The following is a 25384-nucleotide window of genomic DNA, read 5'->3' on the forward strand; positions in this document are numbered from 1 at the left end:
CAGATGACAGAAAAACAGAAGCTTCTTTTGCAGCTCTTCCGGGAGGTTGACGCGATCTGCAAAAAGCATGATCTTAGATATGTAATGGCCGGAGGTACTCTGATCGGTGTTCTTCGAAATGAAGGCTTTATCCCATGGGACGATGATGTGGACATTTACATGCCCAAAAGTGACTGGGATAAATTTGTAGAAATATGTCAGAACGAGATGCCGCCGAACCGGGCGGTTTATTGTGCAGAAGTGGATCGTAATTATACCAACGGTTTTCCGCGCTACGGAAGTACGGATACCTGTGCGATCCACAAGCATCAGATCATAGGAGACGACAAGGCTGGTGAGATCATTGACGTACTGACTCTGGATCCCATTCCGGATGATGACCGTGAGTATGAGAAATACCGGGACCATATGATGATCTATACGGAACTTCTGAATATCAGCATGGTCGTGGGAGTCAGATGGGAAATTTCTCCCTGGCGGTATCTGTACTGGCTTTTCCGCTATACCTTCTGCGGAAAGGACAGAACCTTAAAGAAATTGGAGAAGATCATGTTTTCTTATAAAGAAGAGGAGTGCAGCCGCTATGCCATGCGATGGGGAGGCTGCCCGTTTCTTTTTGACAAGGATATGATGTTCCCTGTAAAATATATGGACTTCGAGGGCGAAAAGGTTATGATTCCTCACAGGACCAGCGATTATCTGATCTGGCATTACGGGGACGAATGGTCCTATATACCGCCTCATGGGGAAAGAGAATCTCATGAGTCTGTTGATGTTCCGGGCGCCAGCTATCAGGAGGTGCGGGATGAATATATGCCAAGGATCGACAAAAAACGTATCCGCAGACAGATGCTTTTCCGCAAATTCTACTGCCTTCTTATGGCAAAGGGAGACCATAAACAGGATGACAGACGAAGAAGGATCAAAGCCGGTGTTGTAGCCCGGGATGTGTCTGCCCGACTGATGAGATCCGAAAAAACAGCGGAGACCCTGCTGAAAGAGAGAAGATATGATGTGCTTGGTGAGATCTTTGAGGAGTATTACCGTGTACAGCTCAGCATGGAGTTTATCGGACGTGAGGATTTTAAGGGGATCCGTCCGTTCTATCATCCGGTCCTGATCCCGCTGGAGGATGAGGCTTTTCAGGCGGCCATGCTGACACTGATCTATCAGGAGCGTGTTTCCAAGGCATACCGTATGTACGAGGTACGCAAGAAAATGGATCATCTTACTCCGGAAATGGAGCAGACAGTGGAGGATATCCGACGTTTCCGAAAAGCAGCCAGCCACTATGAATTTAAAGAAATGCAGGAAGCAGAGGCGATTGTGGATGATCTTCTCAGAAAATATCCGGATGCTCCGGGATTCCTGAAATTTAAATGCCGGTTTGTGATGGAGCGCCTGGAAGGACCGCAGAATGCTTCAGAAGCGGAGAAATTTCTGTCTTACTGCCTGAGAGTATTTCCCCAGGATGGATATTTTATGAAATATAAGGGGGATCTTCTCTGGAAAAAGGGCCTCCGGAACGAAGCAATGGCAGAGTATCTGAAAGCCAGAGAATGCACCAATAACGGCATTGTGCAGCTGGAACTGGATAAATTCCTGAAAAAACAGAAGTCCCAGGCGATCCGGGACTGTCGGGATCTGCTTGGAAGCCAGAGAAGATCAGAAGCACTCTCTCTGATGGAGTTCTGGAGCAGACTGATGCCGGAGGATGAGGAGATCAGAGGCGCTCTTTATCTTGCGAAGGTATCTTCCGTCCGTACAAAAGGGGAGCTGGAAGAGCTGGTGAGAGAGCTTTGCAAAGAACTGGGGATCATCGGTAATTCTCCAAGGGAGGGAACTCTTGAGGAGCCGGTGTACAAAGAGGCACTTACCTGTGCATGGCAGAGATTCGGCTATCCCAAAGCACTGGCAGAGGGCCGTACCAGGATCCTGTGCAGTGAGGAAGAGGGCGAGATGGAATATCTGGCAGAGGAGATCCGCAGCTTTCTGGTCCATAAGGAATGGCAGGGAGAGGTATACAAGCTTCTGGGAGATATCCGGAAGAAACAGGGGCGTACCCGGGAAGCCTTCGAAAATTATTTCCTGGCATTGGATCATGAGCCGCATCCCTATATAAAAAATGAGCTTTCCAGGATCTTCCTGGAGGATCTTTACGATGGAAGCCGGCGTACCGGATTTTTCGCAAAGAAGGCAGACGTGACAGAATTTCTGAACAGCTGGCTGGATAAGTATAAAAGTCAGGAGGAGCTTCAGGAGCTTCTGAAGCGGATCCTGTAATGACAGATCAACAGAAACGAGGCAGAGTGTATTGAACAGAGAACAGCAGAAAGTACTGGAACTTCTAAAAGAAATAGATACCATATGCAGAAAAAATAAGATCACATATTATCTTTCTCCGTATCTTACCCTCTGTGCGGTAACGGAGCGCCCTTTTCCCATGAATCCGGCAAGCAATGATATTTATATGAAGACCGGTGATATGGCCCGGTTTAAAAATATCTTTGATGAAGAACCAGAGCTGCGCAGAACTCTGGAATCTATGGAGAATAACAGCCGTTTCCCCGGATTTTTTCTGCGTTATACAGATAAAGATACGTTGTTTTATAAGCTGGACGAGTACGGAAAATACAAACATCCGGGACTGGGGATCAATATCCTTCCGCTGCAGTGTGAATATGGCCCAAAGGGAAAATATCTCTGGAACCGTATGCGCGAAGAGGGATGGAAGAGGATCTACGGAAAAAAAGGCGAGTGGCGGAACCGGCGTGAGCTGGGATGTATCTGGATGGTGCGAGTCCTTTCCCTTTGCGGACGAGGCTGGCTGGCAAAGAGCATATTCCGGGATCTGCTCCGGCAGCCGCAGGATGGCGCAAAAACATATGTACTCCGATATTTTGACCAGAATCTTTATTTTCCTGCGCATATTTTTGAAAATCCCGGGGAGGCAATGCTTGGAGGAGAATCCTTTATGGTCCCGGGAAACACAGACAGCTATCTCACCCGGGCCTACGGCAAAAATTATCGAAATAAGTCAATGGAAAACTATGTTCCCGGCTCGCTGGTGGTGTGCAGCACACTGATCCCATGTGAGGAATTTCTGCAGCAGTCAAAGGAACTGAAGAAATTTGCTTCTGTCAGGAAGAAAAGGGAAAAGCGCAGGCAGTTTGGAATGAATTACCGGGAATATCTTGCACAGTGCTGGGATTATGCAAAATTCTGCGGGGAAAAATATACCTGTGCACTGGCTTATCGCAAAAAGCTCAGCTATATCCGGAATCTCTTCAAAAATGAAGATTATGTGGAACTGGAAAAAGCATTTGCAGGATATACCAGGATGAATGATCGCTGCCTGAAATATGAAGAAGCATTTGAAACAGATCCGGAGGTTTTTGACCTGTATCTTAAGTATCTGGAAAAAACAGGAAGGATCTCGTATATGGAGAAGGTAAAAAAATATGTCTAAGGTCAAGCTTACAGATTATGTTGTGGAATTTTTGCAGAAAAAAGGGATCCATGATTTCTTTGGATACCAGGGAACCATGATCGCACATCTGGTAGATTCCATTGAGAAGAATCCCCATGTAAGAAGTCATTCCAGCTATCATGAGCAGGGAGCTGCTTTTGCCGCCTGTGGTTATGCTCAGGCAAAGAATGCCTGCGGCTGTGCCTATGCCACCAGTGGTCCGGGAGCTGCCAATCTGCTTTCCGGTGTGGCAGATGCGTATTTCGATTCTCTTCCGGTGATCTTTATCACCGGACAGCTGAATACCTATGAATATTCCGGTATTACAGGCCTTCGTCAGCAGGGCTTTCAGGAGATCGATATGGTTTCCATGGCAAAGCCGGTAACCAAATACGCGGTGCAGGTCCGTGATCCGAAAAATATCGTTCGTGAACTGAATCTTGCATGGCAGATCGCCAATACAGGTCGAAAGGGACCGGTTCTTATCGATCTTCCCATGAACGTGCAGAGAGGCGAGGTGGAAGATCCGGCTTATGATATGGAATTTTCCGAGGAAGAGATCGAGACAGCTGTATATGGAAAAAATGATCCGGAAAACGGGGCAGCCTTTTACAAGGATGCAGTTGCAAAGGCGGATTCTTCTGATGGAGCAGAGGCGGCAGAATATATTCTGAATAAGATCAGGACTGCAAAACGGCCGGTATTTATGATCGGTCACGGAGCTTCCGGAGAAGCAGAAAAAATGCTCACAGATCTGGCGCGTGCCCATCACATTCCAGTGATCACAAGCGTACTTGCCCGGTCCGCACTGAGCTTTGATGATCCTTTGAACTTCGGGTGCATCGGAGGTGCCTACGGACACCGGTATGCAAATATGATCGCCAATGCAAAAAGCGACCTTCTGCTCTGCTTTGGAATTTCCCTGTGTACCCGTCAGATTGGTACTAAGGTTCATGAGTTTGCGAAGAATGCCGAAATCATCCGTGTGGATATTGATCCTTATAATCTTCAAAGAGAGATCCATGAGGGAAGAGAAGGTGAGAAATGCTTTTGCGTCAGCGCAGAGACTGTGGTGCGTAAGCTGACAGAGCAGCAGGCACAGATCGGTTCCTATGAGGAATGGCTTGCTGTCTGCCAGAAGATCCGTAAGGAACTCTGGAAAGTGGACGATGAGACACCGCAGCGTTATCCGAACCGCATGATCGCATACTTGAGTGATCAGCTTTCCGATACCGGAGCGGTTGCTGTGGATGTGGGACAGCATATGGTCTGGAGCTATCAGTCCTTCCACAATCAGCAGGGGCAGAAGACACTTTTTTCCGGCGGACATGGTGCTATGGGATATGCACTTCCGGCGGCTATCGGAGCTTATTATGCTACCGGCAAGCCGGTGGCATGTATCTGCGGAGACGGAGCCTTCCAGATGAATATCCAGGAGCTGCAGTGGGTGAAGCGCGAGAATATCCCGGTGAAGATGATCGTAATGAATAATGAGGCGCTGGGAATGATCCGTCATCTTCAGAGAGATTATTTTGACTGTGTATATGCGGATACCTCCGATGGCAGCGGATTCTCGTCCTGCGATTTTACAGATGTGGCGCAGGCCTACGGAATTCCTGCAAAGCGCATCCAGGGAGAAGACGTGGAAAAATATGCCGGTGGATTCCTGGAGCAGAACGGGCCGGAGCTTTTGGAGATCATGCTGGAGCATGGAACCTACGCATACCCGAAGACCTGTCTGGGTGAGCCGATCCACAATCAGCAGCCTTATATACCGAAACCGATATTTGATGAACTGATGGAGCTGTAAAATGGGAAAAATAACTGTGATCACAGGCGGTACCTCCGGAATCGGAAGAGGGATCGCCGAAAAGATCCTGGCAGAGTCAGCAAAAGCTGACAGGATCTTCGTAACATATGGACATGATGAGAAGAAGGCACTGTCGTTTCAGGAGAGCCTTCCTGAGGAAAAAAGATCTCAGGTGACTTTGATAAAGGCAGATATGTCTTCCTATGAAGAGATGATGGTTTTTGTGGAGGAGCTGAAAAAGCAGACAGACCATATTGACTGGCTTGTAAGCAATGCCGGCATCAGCACCTACGCAAAATATGAAGACTACAGCTTTGAGGAGTGGACACGGATCGTAAACACCAATCTTTCCGTACCTGTATTTATGGTCAAAGAGCTGAGATCCATGATGGTAGAGGGCGGCAGTGTGCTCTTTACCGGTTCCTATGCAGGACAGCAGGCGTATTCTTCCTCCCTTGTATATGGAGTCACCAAGGCAGCCATCCATTTCCTGACAAGATCCCTGGTAAAGGAATTTGAGCCAAAGGGCATCACAGTCAACGCTATTGCACCTGGCTTCATCGAAACTCCGTGGCACAGCGCCCGCACCCAGGAGAGCTACGACCGTATCAACCGGAAGATCGCACTCCACAGGTTTGGAACTGTGGAGGAAGTGGCGGATATGGCTTATGCAGTGCTGTCTAACGGATATATGAACGGCAGTGTGGTGGATATCCACGGTGGTTATGACTACTTTTAATAGAAGTTGAAAGTGTGCAGGAAGACAGAAGAAGACATGTTGTGCCTGCACATAAGGGTCTTCTTATTACTTTCTGTACAGGGGCGACGTCCCGAAAACGAAATGCAGCGAAGCAGAATCGGGTTTGCGCACTTGAGACGTCCGTACGGAATCTGTGAAATTCTTTATATTTAAGCGAAAAAGGCTTGACTTGCACACCTGCTCTGTGATAAAATTGACGAGCGACATGGAAGTTAGGTCTTTTTTTTATGCCCGAAAATGACGACGGATATACGTTCCGGGCGGCATAGAAGACCATGCAAATGAAAACACTGGAGGTGGAAGTTGTGCGCGTTAAGATTACATTAGCATGCACCGAGTGCAAGCAGCGTAACTACAATATGACGAAGGAGAAAAAGAACCATCCTGAGAGAATGGAGACCAAGAAATATTGTAAGTTCTGTCATACACACACTCTGCACAAGGAAACAAAGTAATCACAGAGATTTGTGAGGTTATGCTATGGAAAAACAGAAATCTGAGGATAAGCCGCAGAAGAAAAGTTGGTTTCAGGGACTTCAGTCAGAATTTGAGAAGATTGTCTGGACAGACCGTCCCACACTGGCAAAGCAGACTGTTGTGGTCGTGATCATCACGATCATCCTGGCAGTGGTTATCAGTGTAATGGATTCCGGAATTCTGGAATGCATTAATTTCTTAATGAAGTAAGGACAAGGTGATTATATGTCAGAAGCAGCAAAATGGTACGTTGTCCATACCTATTCCGGGTATGAGAACAAGGTAAAAGCCAACATTGAAAAGACGATCGAGAACAGACACCTGGAAGACCAGATCCTGGAGGTACGTGTTCCGCTGCAGGATGTAGTGGAGATGAAGAACGGAACCTCAAGACAGGTTCAGAAAAAGATGTTTCCAGGCTATGTGCTTCTCAATATGGTGATGAATGACGATACCTGGTACGTTGTCCGTAATACCCGCGGTGTTACAGGATTCGTAGGACCAGGATCAAAGCCTGTGCCTCTTACAGAAGAGGAAATGATGCCGCTTGGTATCCAGAAACCGGATATCGAAGTGGACTTCGCAGAGGGCGACATGGTAGTCGTTACCGGTGGTGCATGGAAAGATACCGCAGGTGTGATCACAGGTATCAACATGCAGAAACAGACGGTAACGATCAATGTTGAGCTTTTCGGTCGTGAAACACCGGTAGAAATAAGTTTCACAGAAATCAAAAAAGCTGAGTAATTCAAAAACAAGGTAACAGCAAGTGGGAGGGACACACCCCCGCCAATACCACATAGGAGGTGCCGAAAATGGCAAAGAAAGTAACAGGATATATCAAATTACAGATTCCGGCTGGTAAAGCAACTCCAGCACCACCTGTAGGTCCGGCTCTTGGACAGCATGGTGTAAACATCGTACAGTTTACTAAGGAGTTCAACGCAAGAACAGCTGATCAGGGAGATCTTATCATCCCGGTTGTCATCACTGTTTACGCTGACAGAAGTTTCAGCTTCATAACCAAGACTCCGCCGGCAGCAGTTCTTCTTAAGAAAGCTGCAAACATCAAATCTGGTTCCGGTACACCGAACAAGACCAAAGTAGCTAAAGTTACTAAGGCACAGGTTCAGGAGATCGCTGAGCTGAAGATGAAAGACCTCAATGCAGCATCCATCGAGGCTGCTATGAGCATGATCGCCGGTACAGCAAGAAGTATGGGAATCGAAGTCGTAGACTAATAAATACCGAAGCTTAAGTTCGGGGTTCCCGTAGAAAAAGTGAAATTTTCAAGTGGGAGGGCTTTTCCCCGCAAATACCACAGGAGGTTATAGAAATGAAACGAGGAAAGAAATATGTGGAAGCTGCGAAAGCAGTAGACCGCGCAACATTATATGATGCACCAGAGGCTATCAGCCTTGTTAAAAAAGCAGCTGTAGCTAAGTTCGACGAGACCATCGAAGTTCACATCCGTACAGGCTGCGATGGACGTCACGCAGATCAGCAGATCCGTGGAGCAGTTGTTCTGCCACACGGAACAGGTAAAAAAGTTCGTGTACTTGTATTTGCTAAAGATGCTAAGGCAGAAGAGGCAAAGGCAGCAGGAGCAGACTTCGTAGGAGCTGAGGACCTCATTCCGAAGATCCAGAACGAGGGATGGCTTGACTTTGACGTTGTAGTTGCAACACCGGATATGATGGGCGTTGTAGGTCGTCTTGGTCGTGTACTTGGACCGAAAGGTTTAATGCCAAACCCGAAAGCTGGTACTGTAACAATGGACGTAACAAAAGCTGTTAACGACATTAAAGCAGGTAAGATCGAGTATCGTCTTGACAAATCCAACATCATCCATGTTCCGATCGGAAAGGCTTCCTTTACCGAGGAGCAGTTAAGCGACAACTTCCAGACGCTTATGGGAGCTATCACAAAGGCTAGACCTAGCACACTGAAAGGTCAGTATCTGAAGAGCGTTACAATCGCTCCGACAATGGGACCTGGTGTTAAGCTTAACCCGATTAAATTAGCTCAGTAATAAATTTTAAATACCCTGTACAGAGGAAACTTTGTATGGGGTATTTTTTTATACATTTATACACCTTGATTTTTGGGGGCAAAAATCCTACAATAAGGCACAAACAGAGTTGTAACAGACCGAAAGCTCATCAGAGCTTTTTCATATAGATTTTACAGAAGAAAATAATAATCATGTTAATATAAAAAAGATGGGGAAAACGTTTCTGTAAGTAAAACTTACAGATGAATTTGTCGGAACAGGGAGTATAAATTGAAATCAAAAAAGCGTAAAGCGAAGAAAATAAAAAAACAGGTAAACAAAATAAAAATGATACTCTGCCTGGTGGTAGAGGCTATCGTGATCCTGACACTTGTAGTGATCATCGGCTGGAATAAAGGGGTAGGTGACTGGATGGAGTCTCTGCAGAGACCGGTTGTCCGTAAGCTTGAGATGAGCGGTATCAACAGTCCCTACGCAGTGCTGATGCAGGTAAAAGGCGGAAAGATCATCGGAAATATGAAGGGCGATGAGAAGATCTATCCAGCTTCCATGACGAAGATCATGACGGTGATCGTGGCTATTGAGAACCTGGATGATCTGGATCAGGAGATCACTCTGACCCAGGAAATGTTCCAGGGGCTTTATGAGCAGGATGCCACCCAGGCAGGCTTTCAGCCCGGTGAGACCGTGCGGGCCATCGACCTTCTTTATGGTGCCATGCTGCCATCCGGTGCGGAGTGTTGTATCGCACTGGCGGATACCGTAGGCGGTTCCAGGGATGGATTTGTGGAGCTGATGAATAAGAAGGCACAGAGGATTGGAATGAATGGTACACATTTCTGTGATACGACAGGGCTTCATGATCCGGATCATTACAGTACAGTGAGAGATATTGCGGTGCTGCTCAGGTATGCGCTTCGGAACGATACGTTCAGAGAGATCATTGAGAGCCCGCGGCATTCCACAGGAGTGACGAATATCCATCCCAGCGGGATCACATATTACAGTACCATGTTCAAAAATCTTTCTGACCCTTCCGTTACCGGCGGCAAGATCCTGGGCGGCAAGACAGGATATACCAGTGAGGCGGGTCTGTGTCTTGCAAGCTTTGCAGAGGTCTACGACAGGGAATACATACTGGTAACGGCAGGCGCATCGGGAAATACCGGAAGCCCACTCCATGTGGAGGATGCGGTGACGATCTATAACCGCCTTGGAAAGGCCATTGAGGCACAGATGACAGGCAGTGATGGATCGGAGTCTTGAAAAGATAAAGGATAAATTTTGTGTATCGCGAAGCGTGTTGCAGAGAACGGAGTGAACAGTAATATTTTTGGATAAATAAACACTGGCACAGAGGTGTATGCTGCTGTATTGGCAGCATAACACTTCTGTGCCGTTTTTTTGATTCTTCAAAATGAAATCGTATAGCGGGAACCTGCAATGTATTCACGGCTGATGTAAAGCGGTTTTCCATCAGGAGCTTCCATATAGGAATCCAGGATCAGCACGGGATCGCCGGAAGACAGACGCAAAGTTTTTGCCATATCCGGGGAGGCTGCAGTAACAGAAATAGTGCTGCGGCTGGATTCTGCGATCGTACAGCGGTAGGTGTTTTTGATATATTCAAAAAAAGAACCGTTTTCTACAGCGTTCGGATCAAAATCCGGGAAAAGCCGTGTGGGGAGCCAGGTGTGAACATCAATAACCGGAATACTGTCAGCCAGAAGAAGACGTTCCAGGAAAAAAACTTCCTCATCCGAAGTAAGCTGCAGAAAATCAGAGGTTACGCTGGTCGCAGGTTTTTTGCAGAAGGACAGTACGTGAGATTCCGGAATCCGGTCATTCTGACGGCAGGATTCGGAAAAACTCATATTTTTCTGGGATTCAAATTTCCGGAAGATCATGGGGGATTTTACAAAGGTTCCTTTTCCCTGATGCTTGATAAGATAGCCCTGTGTGCAAAGCTCCTCCACGGTACGTCGGACAGTGATCCGGCTGACATGGTAAAGATCGGCAAGCTCCGGCTCAGGAGGGATTTTTTCTCCGGGCTTATAAGTACCGTTTTTGATCTGCTGGGTGATGATATCCATAAGCTGCTTGTAAAGCGGCTGGATCGAATTTTTATTTAACATGAAAATATCCTTTCTGAGGTTGTTCATAAAAGATATTTTACTATAGTGCGGATGTATTTGTCCAGTAAGGGACAAACCTCTGCAGTGCGTCAGAAGGGACATTGGATGAATAATTAATCATAAATCATGAATATACTCTTTACTATAACGTTATAATATGTTATATTCTTCAAAAAGGTAAAATGCAAAAGTACAAGAAGGAGAAATTCATCTGAAAATCCGAAAAAAACCTGTATTTTCAATGGATTCAGAGGATTACCAGACGAATTTCCACGAAAACCGGAGGATGAAAATGGACGCAGTAAAAATCGTAAATAAGATCAACAAAGAGCATGGAACAATCAAAAATGTGTATTTTCTTGCATGCGGAGGATCTCTTGTGGATCTGTATCCGGGATATTATTTTGTCCGTGCGGAATCCGCAGTGATGGATGCACAGTGGATCCCTGCAAGAGAGTTTGCACTGACACCGCCGAAGAAGCTGGGAAAAGACAGTCTTCTGATCATCTGCTCCCACAGTGGCAAGACAAAGGAGTGTCTGGAGGCAGCAAAAACAGGAATGGATGCAGGTGCGGCTGTTGTTACAATGACACATGCGCCAGGTTCCCCATGTGATACCGATAAATGGATCTCCGTTGTATATGACTGGGCACCGGGGGTAAAGGAAGCAGAGAAGCCTCAGGGAATCGTACTTCGTATTCTTAATGAGCTGATGAAGGTACAGGAGCCGGGATATAAGCTTTACGATAAGATCGTGGAAGGCTTTGAAAAGATCGATGATGTTATTGCAACTGCAGTGAAGGATCAGCAGAATGCAGCATGGCTTTTTGCAGAAAAATATTCAGAGGAACCGAACCTTTATATCATGGCATCGGGAGCTTCCTATTCTCAGGCATATGGCTTTGCGATCTGCTCACTTCAGGAAATGCAGTGGATGGACTGCGGTTATCTGAACAGTGCGGAATATTTCCACGGACCGTTTGAGGTAACGGATGAGGATCATCTTTATATCCTTATGATGAGCCGGGGCAGAAACCGTATGATGGATGAGCGTGTGCTGACTTTCCTTGAAAAATACGGAAAGAAATACGAAGTGATCGATGCAGATAAGCTTGGTATGGAAGCAATTGATGACAGCTGTGTGGAATATTTTACTCCGATGCTGTTCTACACCATGACGACCGTTTACCGTACCGCTCTTCAGGATAAACGCCGTCATCCGCTGGATATGAGAAGATATATGGGCGTTGTAGAGTACTAAAGGTGCTACTGTGCCTGTGCACAGAGAAAGGGAAAATATGAGTAAATACAGTACAAGGCTTCTTGGCTTCGGAGACAATGTAGTGGATATCTATGATCATCTGAAAACCATGTATCCAGGCGGAAACTGCGTAAACGTCAGTGTTTACGGAAAGATGGCCGGATGTGAAAAAACAGCGTATATGGGATATTTCGGAGATGACGACAGAGCAGAGCTGATCATGGATACACTGGAAAAAATCGGCGTGGAAACCGTAAAGTGCAGACAGCTGCACGGCGAGAACGGTTATTCCAGGATCACATTAAAAGACGGAGACCGTGAGTTCCTGGATTTTAATGATGGTGGTATCCGTGGAAAAACACCGTATATCCTTGATCGTTTTGATCTGGAATATATGAAAGGCTTTGATGTGGTACATAGCGGAAATTACTCTTTTACGGAGGAAGAGCTGCATAAGATCAAAGAGGCGGGAATTCCGGTTTCTTTTGACTTTTCTGATGATTCCACAGAGGAATATTATGAAAAAACAGCACCGGAGGTTACTTACGCATTTTGCTCCTTTGACGGAACCGACCAGGAGGCAGAAGAGCATCTGAAAAAGATCATCTCCATGGGGCCGAAGCTTGCCATGGCCTCCAGAGGAGCCAGGGGCTGCATTCTTTATGACGGAAGGAATTTTTACCGACAGCCGGCAGCGCCGCTTACGGAAGTAAAAGATACTCTTGGCGCAGGGGATTCACTGATCGCATCTTTCCTTACCGGGTATATCGGAAGAAGGAAAAACGGCATGGCGGAGGAAACCGCGATCTGTGAAAGTCTTGAAGAGGCAGCTGCTTTTGCAGCGGGCATTTGTGGCATGGAAGGTGCTTTTGGCTACGGAAAAAAATATGAATAGCAGGAGGGGAAAATAATGGGACGCAATGGAAAAAGCAGAGCTCTTATCTGTTTTGTACTGTGCATGATCATGGCTCTGCCGGTATATTTCAGCAGTGCAGTTGCAGTAAAAGCGGCAGAACAGCAGACCATCATCATAGGAACGAACGCAGAGTATTCACCATTTGAATACCTAGATGATAATGGAAATATTACAGGTTTTGATTACGATCTTCTGGAGGCGATCGCCAAGGAAGAAAACGTAAAGCTGGTATGGAAGGATATGCCCTTTGATTCCCTGATGGGTTCCATGGAGGCTGGTGATGTACAGGTGATCGCAGCCGGGATCGGACCTACGGAGGACCGTAAAAAAAGCGTTGATTTTTCCGATGTTTATTACACCGGTACACAGTGCATCATCAGTCGTAAGGATAATCCGATCAAGGATTTTGAGGAGATGTCCGGAAAAACCGTTGCAGTTCTGGAGGGTGCACAGAGTGATATGATCGCATCCGGCGAGACTACCGATTACGGTGAAGTTAAGGATGCCAAAGTAAAAAGATTTAAAAACGCTTCCAGTGCAGTCATGGAGCTGAAAAACGGTGGAGCAGATGCAGTTCTGATCGACAATATCATGGCTGAGATTTACTGCAAACAGAACTCAGACCTGCAGTATGAGTCCGTGCCAAGTACAGCAGAGGATACGGTTTTCTGTATTGAAAAAGGAAACACAGAGCTTGTCCAGATCATCAATGACGGGCTTGCAAAAGTAAAAAAATCCGGGGAATATGATGATCTTTATCAGAAGTATTTTGTGGATACACTTGAAAACAGTGAGGATGTGACAGATGTAGCAGCAACCGATGGTTTTCTGGGACTTTTAAGCTTTATTTTCCTTCAGGATAATCGTTGGAAGTTTTATATTAATGGTCTTGGGATTACGCTGATCGTTTCCCTTTTGTCAGTGATCGTAGGTATCCTGATCGGTCTTGTAGTGGCTTTGGTACGTCTTGGAGCTGCGAAAAAAGGCAGAAGAACCATTCTTTCCACGATCGCGGATATTTATGTTGATGTGATCCGTGGAACACCGTCAGTCCTTCAGCTGATGATCATCTATTTTGCAGTGTTCCACAGCAGGCTGGGATATGTGGCAGCAGTGGTCAGCTTCGGTATCAACAGCGGTGCATATGTTTCCGAGGTTATCCGCGGAGGTATTTTATCTGTAGACAAGGGTCAGAGCGAGGCTGGTCGTTCTCTGGGTCTTGGGTATAAAGATACCATGCGTTTCATTATCATTCCGCAGGCTGTAAAAACCATCCTTCCGGCAATGGGTAATGAGTTTATCCAGCTGATCAAAGAAACATCTATTTTAGGTTATGTAGGTATCATGGATCTGACAAAAGCGGCAAGCTATGTTTCTTCCCGTACTTATCAGATGTTCATACCGCTGATCGTTGCAGGTATCATGTACTATCTGATCGTGAAGTGCCTGAGCCTTCTGCTGAAGAGATTTGAAAGGAGACTGAGAGAAAGTGATTGATGTTAAAAATCTGAAAAAGTCCTTCGGGGACGTACACGTATTAAAGGGAATCACAACTCACGTAAACAAGGGTGAGTGTATCTGCATCATCGGTCCGTCCGGCTCCGGAAAATCTACATTTCTGCGCTGTCTGAACCTTCTGGAAAAACCGGAGGAAGGCGAGATCACCGTAAACGGACAGCAGCTTCTGGATCCGAAGCTGGATGTAGATAAATTCAGGGAAAATGTGGGAATGGTTTTTCAGCATTTTAATCTGTTTCCAAATATGACAGTATTGAAAAATATCACCCTTGCGCCGGTACGCCTTGGAAAATGGAATGCAGCGGAAGCTGATCAGAAGGCGAGGGCTCTTTTGAAAAGAGTCGGCCTTGAAGAAAAAGCCGATGTCTATCCCGGAAAGCTTTCCGGCGGACAGAAGCAGAGGGTTGCCATTGCCAGAGCCCTTGCAATGAATCCCCAGGTGCTTCTGTTCGACGAGCCGACATCAGCTCTTGATCCGGAGATGGTCGGAGAGGTTCTTGAGGTTATGAAGGAGCTTGCAAAAGAAGGCATGACCATGCTGGTGGTTACCCATGAGATGGGATTTGCAAGGGAGGTCAGCGACAGAGTGCTCTTTATGGATGATGGGGTGATTCTTGAGGATAGAAATCCGAAAGAACTGTTTGGGGATCCTCGAGAGGAAAGGACGAAGGAGTTTCTTTCCAAAGTATTGTAAGGTTTTTCGTGGAAAAGTTCTGCTTTGAAAAAGCGGGGAAATTCGTGGGGAGGGGAGGCACTCGGAGTTGCGAAGCCCGTTTCCCCTCCCCACACCCCACCCCTCCGGGCACGCCGCTGTGCTACGCCTTGGAGTGTGTTAATTTATCGGCTTAGTCCTGTATGCTGCTGTATTGGCAGTGTCAGGCTGAGCCGATTTTTATTTCGTCGGACGGGAAAGCGGCCCGCGCAGCGGGCCTGTTCCCTGTTGTTAATGGGAGCGGGTCTATGCCAGTGATGCGACAATAGACGGAAGCAGGTGAGCGTCGGCAATACAACAACAGACAGAAGTAGGTCTATGCCAGTGATGCGACAACAGACGGGAGCAAGTGAGCACCGGCAATACGCAACAGGCAGGAGCAGGTCAGCACCAGCAATACAGCGACAGGCAGGAGCAGATTAGCGCCAGCAATAGAACAACAGGCAGTAGCAGATTAGCGCCAGCAATACAACAACCACCAGGAACAGGTCTGCTGCGCAGACCGCCTTCCGTCCGGCGGAAAAAAAATCGGCTCAGCCTGACGCTACCAATACAGCAGCATACAGGCATTTACCAATACACTACCCCATACCACAGCGTAGAACAGCGACGTGCCCGGAAAGGGGGAGCGCGAGGGGGAAAAGCGGGCTTCGTAACTCCGAGCGCCTTTCCCCCTCGCAAACTTGCCCACGCCAAAGTGTCCCCCCTGGAAAGGAAACGCCCTCCGCCAGGAGCGTCCGTCAGACGCCCGACATTGTACAATATCTGGTACAATTTTCTCATTATTTTTATCAATAATACAATTACATGTATATTATAAAGAACATACTTCCAAGCTGTTGACTTTAAATTCGGAATCTGTTATCTTATGGTCGTCATGAGAAATGTTATATATTACTAACTGCGCGGGCAGTGAACGAAATATTGAGACAACAGGAAAGGATGTGTAACAAATTGGCAAAAGTTGATTTTGAACAGTGGAATGGTTTTAAGGGTGATCGTTGGAAAGAGAAGATCGATGTTCGTAATTTCATCAGTATGAACTATACACCATATGATGGAGATGCTTCCTTCCTGGAAGCACCAACAGAGGCAACAGATAAACTCTGGGGCAAGCTTCAGGAGCTTCAGAAAGAAGAGCGTGCTAAAGGCGGCGTTCTTGATATGGAGACAGAGGTAGTAACAGGAATTACAGCATACGGTCCTGGATATATCGATGAGGAACTCAAAGACCTGGAGCAGGTTGTAGGTCTTCAGACAGACAAACCTCTGAAACGTGCTTTCATGCCATACGGCGGAATTAAAATGGCAGAGCAGGCATGTGAGACTTACGGATACCATGTAAGCGACAAGATCAAAGATGTTTTCAACAACTATGAGTTCAAAACACACAACCAGGGTGTATTCGATATCTACACACCGGAGATGAAGAGAGCACGTCACAACAAGATCCTTACAGGACTTCCGGATACTTACGGACGTGGACGTATCGTAGGTGATTACAGACGAGTTGCTCTTTACGGAATTGATTATCTGATCGCAGGTAAAGAGAAAGACTTCGCAGCATGCGACCGTCAGGGTATGAGACGTTATGACTTCCAGCTTCGTGAGGAGATCGCAGATCAGATCCGTGCTCTGAAGAAGATGAAAGAAATGGCTCAGATCTATGGCTTTGATATTTCCCAGCCGGCTAAGAATGCAAAGGAAGCATTCCAGTGGCTGTACTTTGGATATCTTGCAGCGATCAAAACTCAGAACGGAGCTGCAATGAGTGTTGGACGTATCTCCACATTCCTTGATATCTATATTGAGAGAGACCTTGAGAACGGAACTCTTACAGAGAAAGAGGCACAGGAGCTTGTTGACCATATCGTAATGAAATTCCGTATGGTTAAATTCGCTCGTATCCCGTCTTACAACCAGCTCTTCTCCGGTGACCCGGTATGGGCAACTCTGGAAGTAGCAGGTATGGGACAGGACGGACGTTCCATGGTAACAAAGAACGACTATCGTTTCCTTCATACACTTGAGGATATGGGACCGGCTCCGGAGCCGAACCTTACAGTTCTCTACTCTTCAAGACTGCCTGAGAACTTCAAGAAATATGCAGCAGACATCTCTGTTACAACAAGTTCCATCCAGTATGAGAACGATGATGTTATGCGTCCGGTATGGGGCGATGACTATAGCATCTGCTGCTGTGTATCTGCTACAGAGACAGGTAAAGAGATGCAGTTCTTCGGTGCTCGTGCAAACCTTGCAAAATGCCTTCTTTACGCGATCAACGGTGGTGTTGATGAGAAGACAAAACAGCAGGTAGGACCGCAGTATCAGCCGATCACTTCCGAGTACCTTGATTATGACGAAGTAATCGCAAAATATGATCAGATGATGGACTGGCTTGCACATCTGTATGTTGGAACACTGAACATGATCCACTACATGCATGATAAATACTACTATGAGGCAGCTGAGATGGCACTTATCGATACAAAGGTTGACCGTTCCTTCGCAACAGGTATCGCCGGATTCTCACACGTAGTAGATTCCCTTTCCGCTATCAAATATGCAAAAGTAAAAGCAATCCGTGACGAGGACGGAATCACAACAGACTTCCAGGTTGAGGGTGACTTCCCACGTTATGGTAACGATGATGACAGAGCAGACGAGATCGCAACAACTCTGCTTTCCACATTCCTTGAGAAGCTGAAACACATCCATACCTATCGTGATTCCAAGCCAACCACATCCATCCTTACCATCACATCCAACGTTGTTTATGGTAAAGCTACAGGATCTCTTCCGGACGGAAGAAAAGCCGGCGAGCCTCTGGCACCGGGAGCAAACCCGTCTTACGGCGCAGAGCAGAACGGACTTCTTGCTTCCCTGAACTCTGTTGCAAAGCTTGACTATGAGGATGCCCTTGACGGAATCTCCAATACTCAGACGATCAACCCGGATGCACTTGGCCATTCTGAGGAAGAGCGTACAGAGAATCTTGTAAATGTACTTGACGGATACTTTGACCGTGGTGCACATCACCTCAATGTAAACGTATTCGGTAAAGAGAAACTTATCGATGCTATGGAGCATCCGGAAAAAGAGGAGTATGCAAACTTCACGATCCGTGTTTCCGGATACGCTGTTAAGTTCATCGACCTTACAAGAGAGCAGCAGCTTGACGTTATCGCAAGAACCTGCCACGAAAGGATGTAATAAAAAATATGGACGACCAGAAAAAAATCACTGGCTACGTCCACTCACTGGAGAGCTTCGGCTCTGTTGACGGACCAGGAGTCCGGTATGTGATCTTTTTGAGCGGCTGCGCCATGCGCTGTCAGTTCTGCCACAATCCGGACACCTGGCAAATGAAAACAGGGACGGAGTACACAGCAGATGAGCTGCTTGAAAAAGCCTGTCGATACCGCTCTTACTGGGGAAGTAAGGGCGGTATTACTGTGAGTGGAGGCGAGCCACTGTTACAGATCGATTTCCTCACTGAGCTGTTCAGAAAAGCAAAAAAACTTGGGATCCACACAACACTTGATACCAGCGGCAACCCTTACACAGAAGAGGGTCCGTGGTATGAAAAATGGGAAGAGCTGATGAAGTACACAGATCTTGTCATGCTGGATATCAAGCACATTGATGAGGAACAGCATAAGATCCTCACAGGATGTACCAATAAAAATATCCTTGCCATGGCCCGGAAGCTTTCCGATATGGGCGTATCCATGTGGATCCGTCACGTACTGGTTCCGGAACGCAATGACCGGGATGACTATCTCCACCGGCTGGCTGACTTTATTGCAACACTGAAGACAGTTGAGAGAGTGGAGGTTCTTCCATATCACACACTCGGAACCTTTAAATGGGAAAATCTGCATATTGATTATCCGCTGAAGGGAATCAATCCGCCAACAAAAGAACGCATCGAAAATGCGGAAAAAATCCTGGGAGCAGGTACACAGTAATAAAAAAACCATATCTTATGTCGAAAAACAGACATAGATATGGTTTTTTTGATGTTCACACCAGTTCTTTGTTTTTGATCAGCATTTCTTTGATGATATCCTGTGTATAGGAACCTAAGCGGCGCTGAGTATCCCGGTCAAGCTCTGAAGGAATGATAGGCTTGCCATATTCGATCACTACGTGTGTAGGTGTCATCTTCGGGAAATTGGCCTCCCAGATATTGGCAGAGTTGCTGATCGCAATAGGAATGATCGGGCTTTTGGCTCTGGCTGCGATCTTGAAGCTGCCGTCATGGAAAGGTAGCATTTCTGTTTCATCAGCATTCTTATTTCTGGTTCCTTCCGGGAAGATACATACGGAAATGCCGGATTTCACATAGTCTGCGGCCTGAAGGATCGTTTTCAGACCCTGCTTGATATCCTCTCTGTCGAGAAAGAGACAGTAGAGATTGCGCATCCAGTTGGAGAGCAGCGGATAATGCTCCATTTCCTTCTTGGCAACATAGCCGGTGCGGATCGGACAGCGGCTGTAGGTGAGCAGGATGTCGAAATAGCTCCGGTGGTTTGCTACATAGAGAACAGCCTGATCCTTTGGAACGTTTTCTTCGCCGATGACGGTGACTTTGGCGCCTGTGATCCACAGGATGAATTTGAATATGGCCTGTACCATGCGCAGAGAGCTGATATCCTTAGTCATGGGAGAAAATTTCCCGATGATCCATTCTACAAGGAGAACCGGAATGGTCAGCACCAGATAGGCGATCACCACGATACAGACAAGTATGAATCGAATCATGTCTTTTGTCCTTTCTGTTATAGATACTTGCGGAGAGTTCCGCAGTAAGATGGTATTTTTATATTATACGAAGAAAATCCGATAGTTGCAATAAATCTTTCCCTGCTCACATAGAATAAATACTGAATAATGGTTACTGTTTACTGGTGATCTTCCGCAAAGCGTGTTACTGAGAACGGAGTGAACAGTAACGAATCATGCAGGTGGCTTATATTATGAAAAAAGCAGTATTTCTGCGGATCGTGCTGACAGCTGCCGTGCTGGCACTGCTGCTTTCCGGGTGTCAATTTGTCCGGGTGGAGGAAGAAGAACGAAAACCGGTAGATTACATCGTTGTGGAACGCCGGGATATCCCGGAGGAGCTTTCCAGGCTTATGGAAGAAAAAAAGGAAAAGGAATTTCAGCTGAGTTATGAAACCGGAGAGGATCTTTACCTGGCCAAAGGGTACGGGCGGCAGATGAGTGGCGGATACAGCATCCAGGTAGAGGAGCTTGGAGAATCCTCGAATGGGATATTTTTTGTTACAAAACTTCTTGGACCGGAGGATCTTAAGGAGGCAGGAGTTCCGTCCTATCCCTGCATTGTGATAAAAACCCGGAAACAGGAAAAGCCGGTAACGTTCCGGGAAAGCAGCAGTCCGGTGAAAAAAGAGTCGGAGAAAGGGGAATAGACTGTGGAATTAAAAAAAGAAAGCATGCAGATATTAAAGGAAAAAAGCAGGGCAAAAAGTCAGATCACTTTTGATGAGGATTTTAATGTACCGGATGCAAAACCGGATGCAGGAAGACTGATCCAGAATAAGGGCAGGATCATTATGGATGATGTCCGTCTTACTGACGGGAAAGGTATTCTTACGGGAAATCTGCAGGTAGATATCCTTTATGTGGGGGAAGAAAGAGGGATCGTCAGCAGTCTTACTGCAAAACTTCCATTTGAGGAAACCTTGAACCTGAAGAATATCATAAACGGGGATAAAATGTGTCTGAAGTGGGAAATTGAAGATCTTACGATCCGCCTGATCCATTCCAGAAAGCTCAATATCAAAGCGTTGGTAACTTTTTGTGCGACTGTGGATGAAACAGAACAGATCCGCCTGCCGGTGGCGCTGGATGCAGAAGAGGTATCCGTCAGAAAAAAAACAGTCCGTTTTCTGGGACTTACCGTACATAAAAAAGATACACTCCGGATCAAGGATGAGTATACCATTGCCTCCAATCGTCCGGATATCGCCAGCCTGATTTGGTATACTATGGATATACGGGGGCTGGATCTGAAACCGGAGGAAAATGTGGTAAAGGCAAGAGGAGAGCTGTCCGTTTTTGTGCTGTACGGAGCTGAAGATACAGAAGCCCCGGTGCAGTGGCTGGAATATTCGCTGCCTTTTTCCGGAGAAGTGGAATGTCCGGACTGCACGGAGGAACTGATCCCGCTGATCGAAGCTTCGGTGATGCATCAGAGTCTGGAGGCCAAACCGGATGTCGATGGGGAAGAACGGATCCTTGTTTCGGATGTTGTGCTGGAGCTGGATATGAAATTTTTCAGGGAAGAGGAATATGATCTTATTACCGATGTGTATACACCGATCCGTGAATGTGTTCCGGAAGGAAAGAATGAGGTACTGGAACGGCTTCTGGTACGTAATTTTTCCAGATGCAGGATCAGTGACAGGATCCAGGTAAAGGAGACTCAGGGAAAAGTCCTCCAGCTGTGTCACAGTCAGGGAAAAGTGAAGATTGATAAGACCAGGATCGTAGAGAACGGTGTGCAGGCAGATGGCGTGGTCATACTGAAGATCCTGTACATTATTGGAAATGATGATATGCCGTTTTATTCCATGGAGGCAATGATACCGTTTTCCCATATGGTGGAAGCAAGAGGGATCCGACAGGACAGCTGTTATCAGTTAAAAGCAAAGCTGGAGCAGCTTTCCGCAGCCATGGCAGATGGAAATGAGATCGAGATCCGGGCAACTGTAGGACTGGAGCTTCTGGCAGTTGCCAGAGAGCCGGTATTTATCATTGAGAAAGTAGAGGAAAAACCACTGGATATGAAAAAACTCCAGGCTATGCCGGGAATCCTGGTTTATATGGTAAAACCGGGAGATGAATTGTGGGATATCGCAAGGAAATATCACACATCTATCCAGGAGATCCGGACGATCAATGCTCTCAAGGAAAATCAGGAACCCTCTCCGGGAACTCCGCTTCTTGTTGTGAAAAAAGTGGAAGGTCAGATCAAATAAAAAGTGAAATATTTTGCTGTTGAAAAGAATGTAAAAATCATATAAAATACATGTATAAATACTGTATACAAAGTACAAATGGAGGGGCTTATGCGTTTAAAAGCAATGGCAAAGATCAATCTCGGACTTGATGTTCTGGGAAAGAGAGAGGACGGTTATCATGAGGTACGCATGATCATGCAGACCATCCGTATGTATGATATCCTGGATATCAGAAAGACCAGACGGCCGGGGATCGTACTGACGACCAATCTTCCGTTTATTCCTACAGACCAGAGAAATCTTGTATATAAGGCAGCACAGATGCTGATGGAGGAGTTCGATGTTGAAGAGGGACTTTCCATCAAGCTTCGTAAATTTATCCCGGTGGCAGCAGGCATGGCAGGAGGCAGCTCCGATGCAGCGGCCGCATTTGTGGGTGTGAACCGGATGTTCCATTTAGGGCTTACCGAAGAACAGCTGATGGAACGTGCAGTAAAGGTCGGAGCAGATGTTCCGTATTGTATCATGCGGGGAACAGCTCTTGCGGAGGGAATCGGAGAGAAGCTGACCAGACTTCCGGAAGTTCCGAAATGTTATGTTCTGATAGGAAAACCGGGAATCAATGTTTCCACAAAAACAGCCTATGAGAATCTGAATCTGGAAGGGATCGGAAAACATCCGGACATCGATGGACTCATCGGAGCTATCAGAAATAATGATCTGTATGCCATGGCATCCAGAATGGAGAATGTATTTGAACCGGGGATCATCCGACAGTATCCTGTGATCGGCAATATCAAGAACCTTATGGAAGAAAAAGGTGCGCTGAAAGCCGTGATGAGTGGAAGCGGTCCTACTGTGTTTGGAATCTTTAATAACAGGGATAAGATGGCCGCGGCAGCCAGAAGCCTCAGAAAGAGCGGGCTTGCAAAGACTGTATTTGCCACGGATATTTACAATAGAGATGGAGGAGTTACAAATGACAAGTGATTTTTCTGTGGATATGAATGAATATCTGCCGCTTCGGGATGTTGTTTTTAACACCTTGCGGCAGGCAATCCTAAAGGGAGAGCTGAAGCCGGGCGAAAGACTTCTGGAGATTGCCCTTGCAGAGCGTCTTGGCGTGAGCAGAACACCGGTGCGTGAGGCTATGCGCAAGCTGGAGCAGGAAGGTCTTGTAGTGATGATCCCACGCAGAGGTGCACAGGTAGCCAGCATCACAGAAAAGGATCTGAACGATGTTCTGGAGGTGCGTATCGCCCTCGAAAATGTTGCCATAGAAAAAGCGTGCAAGCTGATCACAGAGGATGAGCTGGGAAGGCTCTGGGTGGCAGCCAAGGAATTTGAAAAAACAAAAGCAGAGGGAAATCTGGTCCGTCTGGCGGAAACCGATGTGGCTTTCCACGAGATCATATATCAGGCTTCTGATAATAAGCGTCTGAATCAGGTCCTGAACAATCTCCGTGAGCAGATGTATCGTTATCGTGTAGAGTATCTGAAGGAGGAGCAGACAAGAAATCTTCTGGTTAGTGAGCATGAAGAGCTGGTAAAAGCCATCCGTGAAGGAGATGTGCAAAAGGCGCAGGATATTTCTTTCCATCATCTGGAGAATCAACGAAAAGCGATCATCCGTACTATCCGCGCGGAGAATGAGGCCAAAGAGGCCGAGAAAAAAGAATAAGAACCGGATATGCGGGAATATTAAGAGAGATGTCATTGGGGCATCTCTTTTTTTAACCGAATCAAGTAAGTCCCCTGTTTCAATTGCGAAAAGCAATAAGCAGTGGGGGAACTTGCTGTAAAGGATGGTGACTTTATGGAAACAAGGAAGATATCGATATCTCTTCATGAAAATGAATCGTATATCCGGAAACGGTGTGAAAACTGCGATGATATCCTGATCAGGCCCATGCGCCTTGGTGAGGGACATAAGGCGGACTGTCTGATGGTCTATATTGAGGTTGCGGTTTCAAACATGATGCTGGATGATTCTGCTATCGGAAAAATGATCAATCATTTCTGGGAGATCCCGGAGGAAAAGATCCGGGAATTTATCCGCCGAAACAGTCTTGGAATTGCAGATGTGAAGGAGCTGTCTTCCATGGAGGAGGTATTTGGTGCCATTCTTTCGGGAAATGCAGTTTTCTTTCTGGATGGATACGACAAAGCAATGAAAATTTCCAGTAAAGGATATCCGGGGTTGGCTGTATCAGAGGTGAAAACGGAAAAGGTCCTCAGAGGCTCCAAGGAGGGGTTCTGTGACAGTGTAAAAACCAATGCGGCCCTTGTGAGAAAGCGGATCCGGGATACCAGGCTGAAGGTGGAGCAGAGTAGCATCGGTGTACGCTCCAATACGGTGGTACAGCTTCTTTATGTGGAGGATCTGGTCCATGAGGAGCTTCTGACTGCTGTGAAAGAGCGCCTGGAATCTTTTGCAGTGGACGGGATCCTGGACAGCGGGATGCTGGAACAGCTGACAGAAGAAGCATGGTATTCTCCCTTTCCTCAGTTTCAGACAACGGAGCGGCCGGACCGAGCTGCCCAGGAGCTGCTGAATGGAAAAGCAGTTCTGCTCTGCGACAATTCGCCGGTGGCACTGGTGGTTCCCGGAGCATTCAACAGTTTTATGGAAAGCAGTGAAGACTGGTACAACCGTTTTGAGATGGCATCCTTTCTGCGGGTGCTCCGGTATCTGGCCATGGCTGTGGCAACGCTGCTCCCCGGACTTTATCTGGCTGTGATCCGGTTTCATACACAGATCCTTCCGGCGAATCTGATCCTTTCCTTTGCACAGGCAAGAGAGGGCGTTCCATTTTCCAGTGTAGTGGAGCTGGTGTTCCTGGAACTGTCTTTTGAGTTGATACGGGAGGCTGGTGTGCGGATCCCGGGAGCTCTTGGAAATGCCATTGGGATCGTAGGAGGACTGATCATCGGACAGGCTGCGGTGGAGGCCAATCTTGTCAGCCCGGTGGTAGTGATCATCGTGGCACTGACAGCACTGGGATCACTGGCTATACCTAATGAGGAATTTGCTTCTGCATTCCGGCTTCTGAAGTACGCTTTTCTGTTTCTGGGAGGATTTCTAGGTATATTCGGAATCGTGTTGGGACTGTATCTCACCATGGCGCATCTGGCAGGACTTTTAAGCTTCGGTGTCCCATATCTGGTACCTTTTGTAGAGAAGAACAGTGAGGCGGAAACCGGTGGAAGGATTTTGCGACAGCCCTTCCGGAAGCGGAAATTCCGGCCGCTGTATGCCAGAAATGCCCAGAAACGCAGGCTTCGGACAAGGCCATGGAGCCGGAAAGGATAAAGGT

23 protein-coding genes are annotated in these 25384 nt (G+C 46.9%); 21 read left to right on the forward strand and 2 right to left on the reverse strand.

What is annotated here, in order from left to right; all coding sequences use genetic code 11:
• The first annotated feature begins 3 nt into the window (after positions 1-3).
• The 10 genes from LI091_RS04335 (at position 4) to LI091_RS04380 (ending at position 9796) form a co-directional block, all read left to right on the forward strand.
• Positions 4-2283 (forward strand): LicD family protein, encoded by a 2280-nt coding sequence (locus tag LI091_RS04335; RefSeq protein ID WP_015525327.1) that lies wholly within the window; start codon positions 4-6, stop codon positions 2281-2283.
• Positions 2284-2314: 31 nt separating this feature from the next.
• Complete coding sequence (locus LI091_RS04340; RefSeq protein ID WP_114001936.1) at positions 2315-3469, forward strand: LicD family protein; 1155 nt, start codon at positions 2315-2317, stop codon at positions 3467-3469.
• The gene (locus tag LI091_RS04345; RefSeq protein WP_265190869.1) at positions 3462-5279 is read left to right on the forward strand and encodes a thiamine pyrophosphate-binding protein; all 1818 of its coding nucleotides are present in this window, start codon (positions 3462-3464) and stop codon (positions 5277-5279) included. Before LI091_RS04340 ends, LI091_RS04345 begins: the two co-directional genes overlap by 8 nt.
• Position 5280: 1 nt before the next feature.
• On the forward strand, positions 5281-6018 hold the full coding sequence (locus tag LI091_RS04350; RefSeq protein WP_118515827.1) for an SDR family NAD(P)-dependent oxidoreductase: 738 nt from the start codon (positions 5281-5283) through the stop codon (positions 6016-6018).
• Positions 6019-6344: 326 nt separating this feature from the next.
• On the forward strand, positions 6345-6494 hold the full coding sequence (rpmG, locus tag LI091_RS04355; RefSeq protein ID WP_044961412.1) for a 50S ribosomal protein L33: 150 nt from the start codon (positions 6345-6347) through the stop codon (positions 6492-6494).
• A gap of 25 nt (positions 6495-6519) precedes the next feature.
• A complete protein-coding gene (gene secE / locus LI091_RS04360) occupies positions 6520-6726 on the forward strand; it encodes a preprotein translocase subunit SecE (protein WP_021651261.1) in 207 nt (68 codons plus the stop codon).
• 15 nt (positions 6727-6741) lie between these two features.
• Positions 6742-7263, forward strand: coding sequence for a transcription termination/antitermination protein NusG (nusG, locus tag LI091_RS04365; protein ID WP_015525332.1), 522 nt, complete (start codon positions 6742-6744; stop codon positions 7261-7263).
• 68 nt (positions 7264-7331) lie between these two features.
• Positions 7332-7757, forward strand: coding sequence for a 50S ribosomal protein L11 (gene rplK / locus LI091_RS04370; protein WP_015525333.1), 426 nt, complete (start codon positions 7332-7334; stop codon positions 7755-7757).
• Positions 7758-7852: 95 nt separating this feature from the next.
• Complete coding sequence (rplA, locus tag LI091_RS04375; RefSeq protein ID WP_015525334.1) at positions 7853-8548, forward strand: 50S ribosomal protein L1; 696 nt, start codon at positions 7853-7855, stop codon at positions 8546-8548.
• A gap of 252 nt (positions 8549-8800) precedes the next feature.
• Positions 8801-9796, forward strand: a complete 996-nt coding sequence (locus tag LI091_RS04380; protein ID WP_330606094.1) for a D-alanyl-D-alanine carboxypeptidase family protein — start codon at positions 8801-8803, stop codon at positions 9794-9796.
• A gap of 146 nt (positions 9797-9942) precedes the next feature.
• Here LI091_RS04380 and LI091_RS04385 read toward each other — a convergent pair whose 3' ends face one another.
• Entirely contained in the window at positions 9943-10665 is a 723-nt protein-coding gene (locus LI091_RS04385) for a GntR family transcriptional regulator (protein ID WP_173759345.1), read from the reverse strand.
• A 292-nt stretch (positions 10666-10957) separates the two neighbouring features.
• On the opposite strand from LI091_RS04385, the gene LI091_RS04390 reads away from it, so the two are divergent.
• From LI091_RS04390 to pflA, 6 genes are all read left to right on the forward strand, one after another.
• Entirely contained in the window at positions 10958-11926 is a 969-nt protein-coding gene (locus LI091_RS04390; RefSeq protein ID WP_195635253.1) for an SIS domain-containing protein, read from the forward strand.
• 37 nt (positions 11927-11963) lie between these two features.
• A complete protein-coding gene (locus LI091_RS04395) occupies positions 11964-12821 on the forward strand; it encodes a PfkB family carbohydrate kinase (RefSeq protein ID WP_265190870.1) in 858 nt (285 codons plus the stop codon).
• Positions 12822-12836: 15 nt separating this feature from the next.
• The gene (locus LI091_RS04400; protein WP_022427099.1) at positions 12837-14339 is read left to right on the forward strand and encodes an ABC transporter permease subunit; all 1503 of its coding nucleotides are present in this window, start codon (positions 12837-12839) and stop codon (positions 14337-14339) included.
• Positions 14332-15054 carry an amino acid ABC transporter ATP-binding protein gene (locus tag LI091_RS04405; protein ID WP_114001932.1) on the forward strand — a complete coding sequence of 241 codons (723 nt, stop codon included), beginning with the start codon at positions 14332-14334 and terminating at the stop codon, positions 15052-15054. Before LI091_RS04400 ends, LI091_RS04405 begins: the two co-directional genes overlap by 8 nt.
• A 960-nt stretch (positions 15055-16014) precedes the next feature.
• Entirely contained in the window at positions 16015-18288 is a 2274-nt protein-coding gene (gene pflB, locus LI091_RS04410) for a formate C-acetyltransferase (RefSeq protein ID WP_021653081.1), read from the forward strand.
• A gap of 8 nt (positions 18289-18296) precedes the next feature.
• Positions 18297-19046, forward strand: a complete 750-nt coding sequence (gene pflA, locus LI091_RS04415; RefSeq protein ID WP_015525340.1) for a pyruvate formate-lyase-activating protein — start codon at positions 18297-18299, stop codon at positions 19044-19046.
• Positions 19047-19101: 55 nt separating this feature from the next.
• On the opposite strand, the gene LI091_RS04420 is transcribed toward pflA, so the two are convergent.
• Positions 19102-19842 (reverse strand): lysophospholipid acyltransferase family protein, encoded by a 741-nt coding sequence (locus tag LI091_RS04420; RefSeq protein ID WP_015525341.1) that lies wholly within the window; start codon positions 19840-19842, stop codon positions 19102-19104.
• A 215-nt stretch (positions 19843-20057) separates the two neighbouring features.
• Here LI091_RS04420 and LI091_RS04425 point away from each other — a divergent pair, with 215 nt between their 5' ends.
• The 5 genes from LI091_RS04425 (at position 20058) to LI091_RS04445 (ending at position 25380) form a co-directional block, all read left to right on the forward strand.
• Entirely contained in the window at positions 20058-20513 is a 456-nt protein-coding gene (locus LI091_RS04425; protein ID WP_227574310.1) for a protease complex subunit PrcB family protein, read from the forward strand.
• 3 nt (positions 20514-20516) lie between these two features.
• The gene (locus LI091_RS04430) at positions 20517-22085 is read left to right on the forward strand and encodes a DUF3794 and LysM peptidoglycan-binding domain-containing protein (protein WP_265190871.1); all 1569 of its coding nucleotides are present in this window, start codon (positions 20517-20519) and stop codon (positions 22083-22085) included.
• A 90-nt stretch (positions 22086-22175) separates the two neighbouring features.
• On the forward strand, positions 22176-23057 hold the full coding sequence (ispE, locus tag LI091_RS04435) for a 4-(cytidine 5'-diphospho)-2-C-methyl-D-erythritol kinase (protein ID WP_110104074.1): 882 nt from the start codon (positions 22176-22178) through the stop codon (positions 23055-23057).
• Positions 23047-23748: a GntR family transcriptional regulator gene (locus LI091_RS04440; RefSeq protein WP_022427303.1), complete on the forward strand. Its 702-nt coding sequence runs from the start codon at positions 23047-23049 to the stop codon at positions 23746-23748. Before ispE ends, LI091_RS04440 begins: the two co-directional genes overlap by 11 nt.
• 135 nt (positions 23749-23883) lie before the next feature.
• Positions 23884-25380: a spore germination protein gene (locus LI091_RS04445; protein ID WP_022427304.1), complete on the forward strand. Its 1497-nt coding sequence runs from the start codon at positions 23884-23886 to the stop codon at positions 25378-25380.
• Positions 25381-25384: the final 4 nt, after the last annotated feature.

This window comes from Blautia sp. MSK20_18, from assembly GCF_020553125.1.
Taxonomy (GTDB): domain Bacteria; phylum Bacillota; class Clostridia; order Lachnospirales; family Lachnospiraceae; genus Blautia_A; species Blautia_A fusiformis.

Excerpts from the sequence above, each read along its gene's own strand:
- LI091_RS04335 (WP_015525327.1), top strand. The coding sequence starts at position 4 with ATGACAGAAAAACAGAAGCTTCTTTTGCAGCTCTTCCGGGAGGTTGAC.
- LI091_RS04345 (WP_265190869.1), top strand. The coding sequence starts at position 3,462 with ATGTCTAAGGTCAAGCTTACAGATTATGTTGTGGAATTTTTGCAGAAA.
- LI091_RS04350 (WP_118515827.1), top strand. The coding sequence starts at position 5,281 with ATGGGAAAAATAACTGTGATCACAGGCGGTACCTCCGGAATCGGAAGA.
- secE (WP_021651261.1), top strand. The coding sequence starts at position 6,520 with ATGGAAAAACAGAAATCTGAGGATAAGCCGCAGAAGAAAAGTTGGTTT.
- nusG (WP_015525332.1), top strand. The coding sequence starts at position 6,742 with ATGTCAGAAGCAGCAAAATGGTACGTTGTCCATACCTATTCCGGGTAT.
- rplK (WP_015525333.1), top strand. The coding sequence starts at position 7,332 with ATGGCAAAGAAAGTAACAGGATATATCAAATTACAGATTCCGGCTGGT.
- rplA (WP_015525334.1), top strand. The coding sequence starts at position 7,853 with ATGAAACGAGGAAAGAAATATGTGGAAGCTGCGAAAGCAGTAGACCGC.
- LI091_RS04385 (WP_173759345.1), bottom strand. The coding sequence starts at position 10,665 with ATGTTAAATAAAAATTCGATCCAGCCGCTTTACAAGCAGCTTATGGAT.
- LI091_RS04390 (WP_195635253.1), top strand. The coding sequence starts at position 10,958 with ATGGACGCAGTAAAAATCGTAAATAAGATCAACAAAGAGCATGGAACA.
- LI091_RS04395 (WP_265190870.1), top strand. The coding sequence starts at position 11,964 with ATGAGTAAATACAGTACAAGGCTTCTTGGCTTCGGAGACAATGTAGTG.
- LI091_RS04400 (WP_022427099.1), top strand. The coding sequence starts at position 12,837 with ATGGGACGCAATGGAAAAAGCAGAGCTCTTATCTGTTTTGTACTGTGC.
- pflB (WP_021653081.1), top strand. The coding sequence starts at position 16,015 with ATGTGTAACAAATTGGCAAAAGTTGATTTTGAACAGTGGAATGGTTTT.
- pflA (WP_015525340.1), top strand. The coding sequence starts at position 18,297 with ATGGACGACCAGAAAAAAATCACTGGCTACGTCCACTCACTGGAGAGC.
- LI091_RS04420 (WP_015525341.1), bottom strand. The coding sequence starts at position 19,842 with ATGATTCGATTCATACTTGTCTGTATCGTGGTGATCGCCTATCTGGTG.
- LI091_RS04425 (WP_227574310.1), top strand. The coding sequence starts at position 20,058 with ATGAAAAAAGCAGTATTTCTGCGGATCGTGCTGACAGCTGCCGTGCTG.
- ispE (WP_110104074.1), top strand. The coding sequence starts at position 22,176 with ATGCGTTTAAAAGCAATGGCAAAGATCAATCTCGGACTTGATGTTCTG.
- LI091_RS04440 (WP_022427303.1), top strand. The coding sequence starts at position 23,047 with ATGACAAGTGATTTTTCTGTGGATATGAATGAATATCTGCCGCTTCGG.
- LI091_RS04445 (WP_022427304.1), top strand. The coding sequence starts at position 23,884 with ATGGAAACAAGGAAGATATCGATATCTCTTCATGAAAATGAATCGTAT.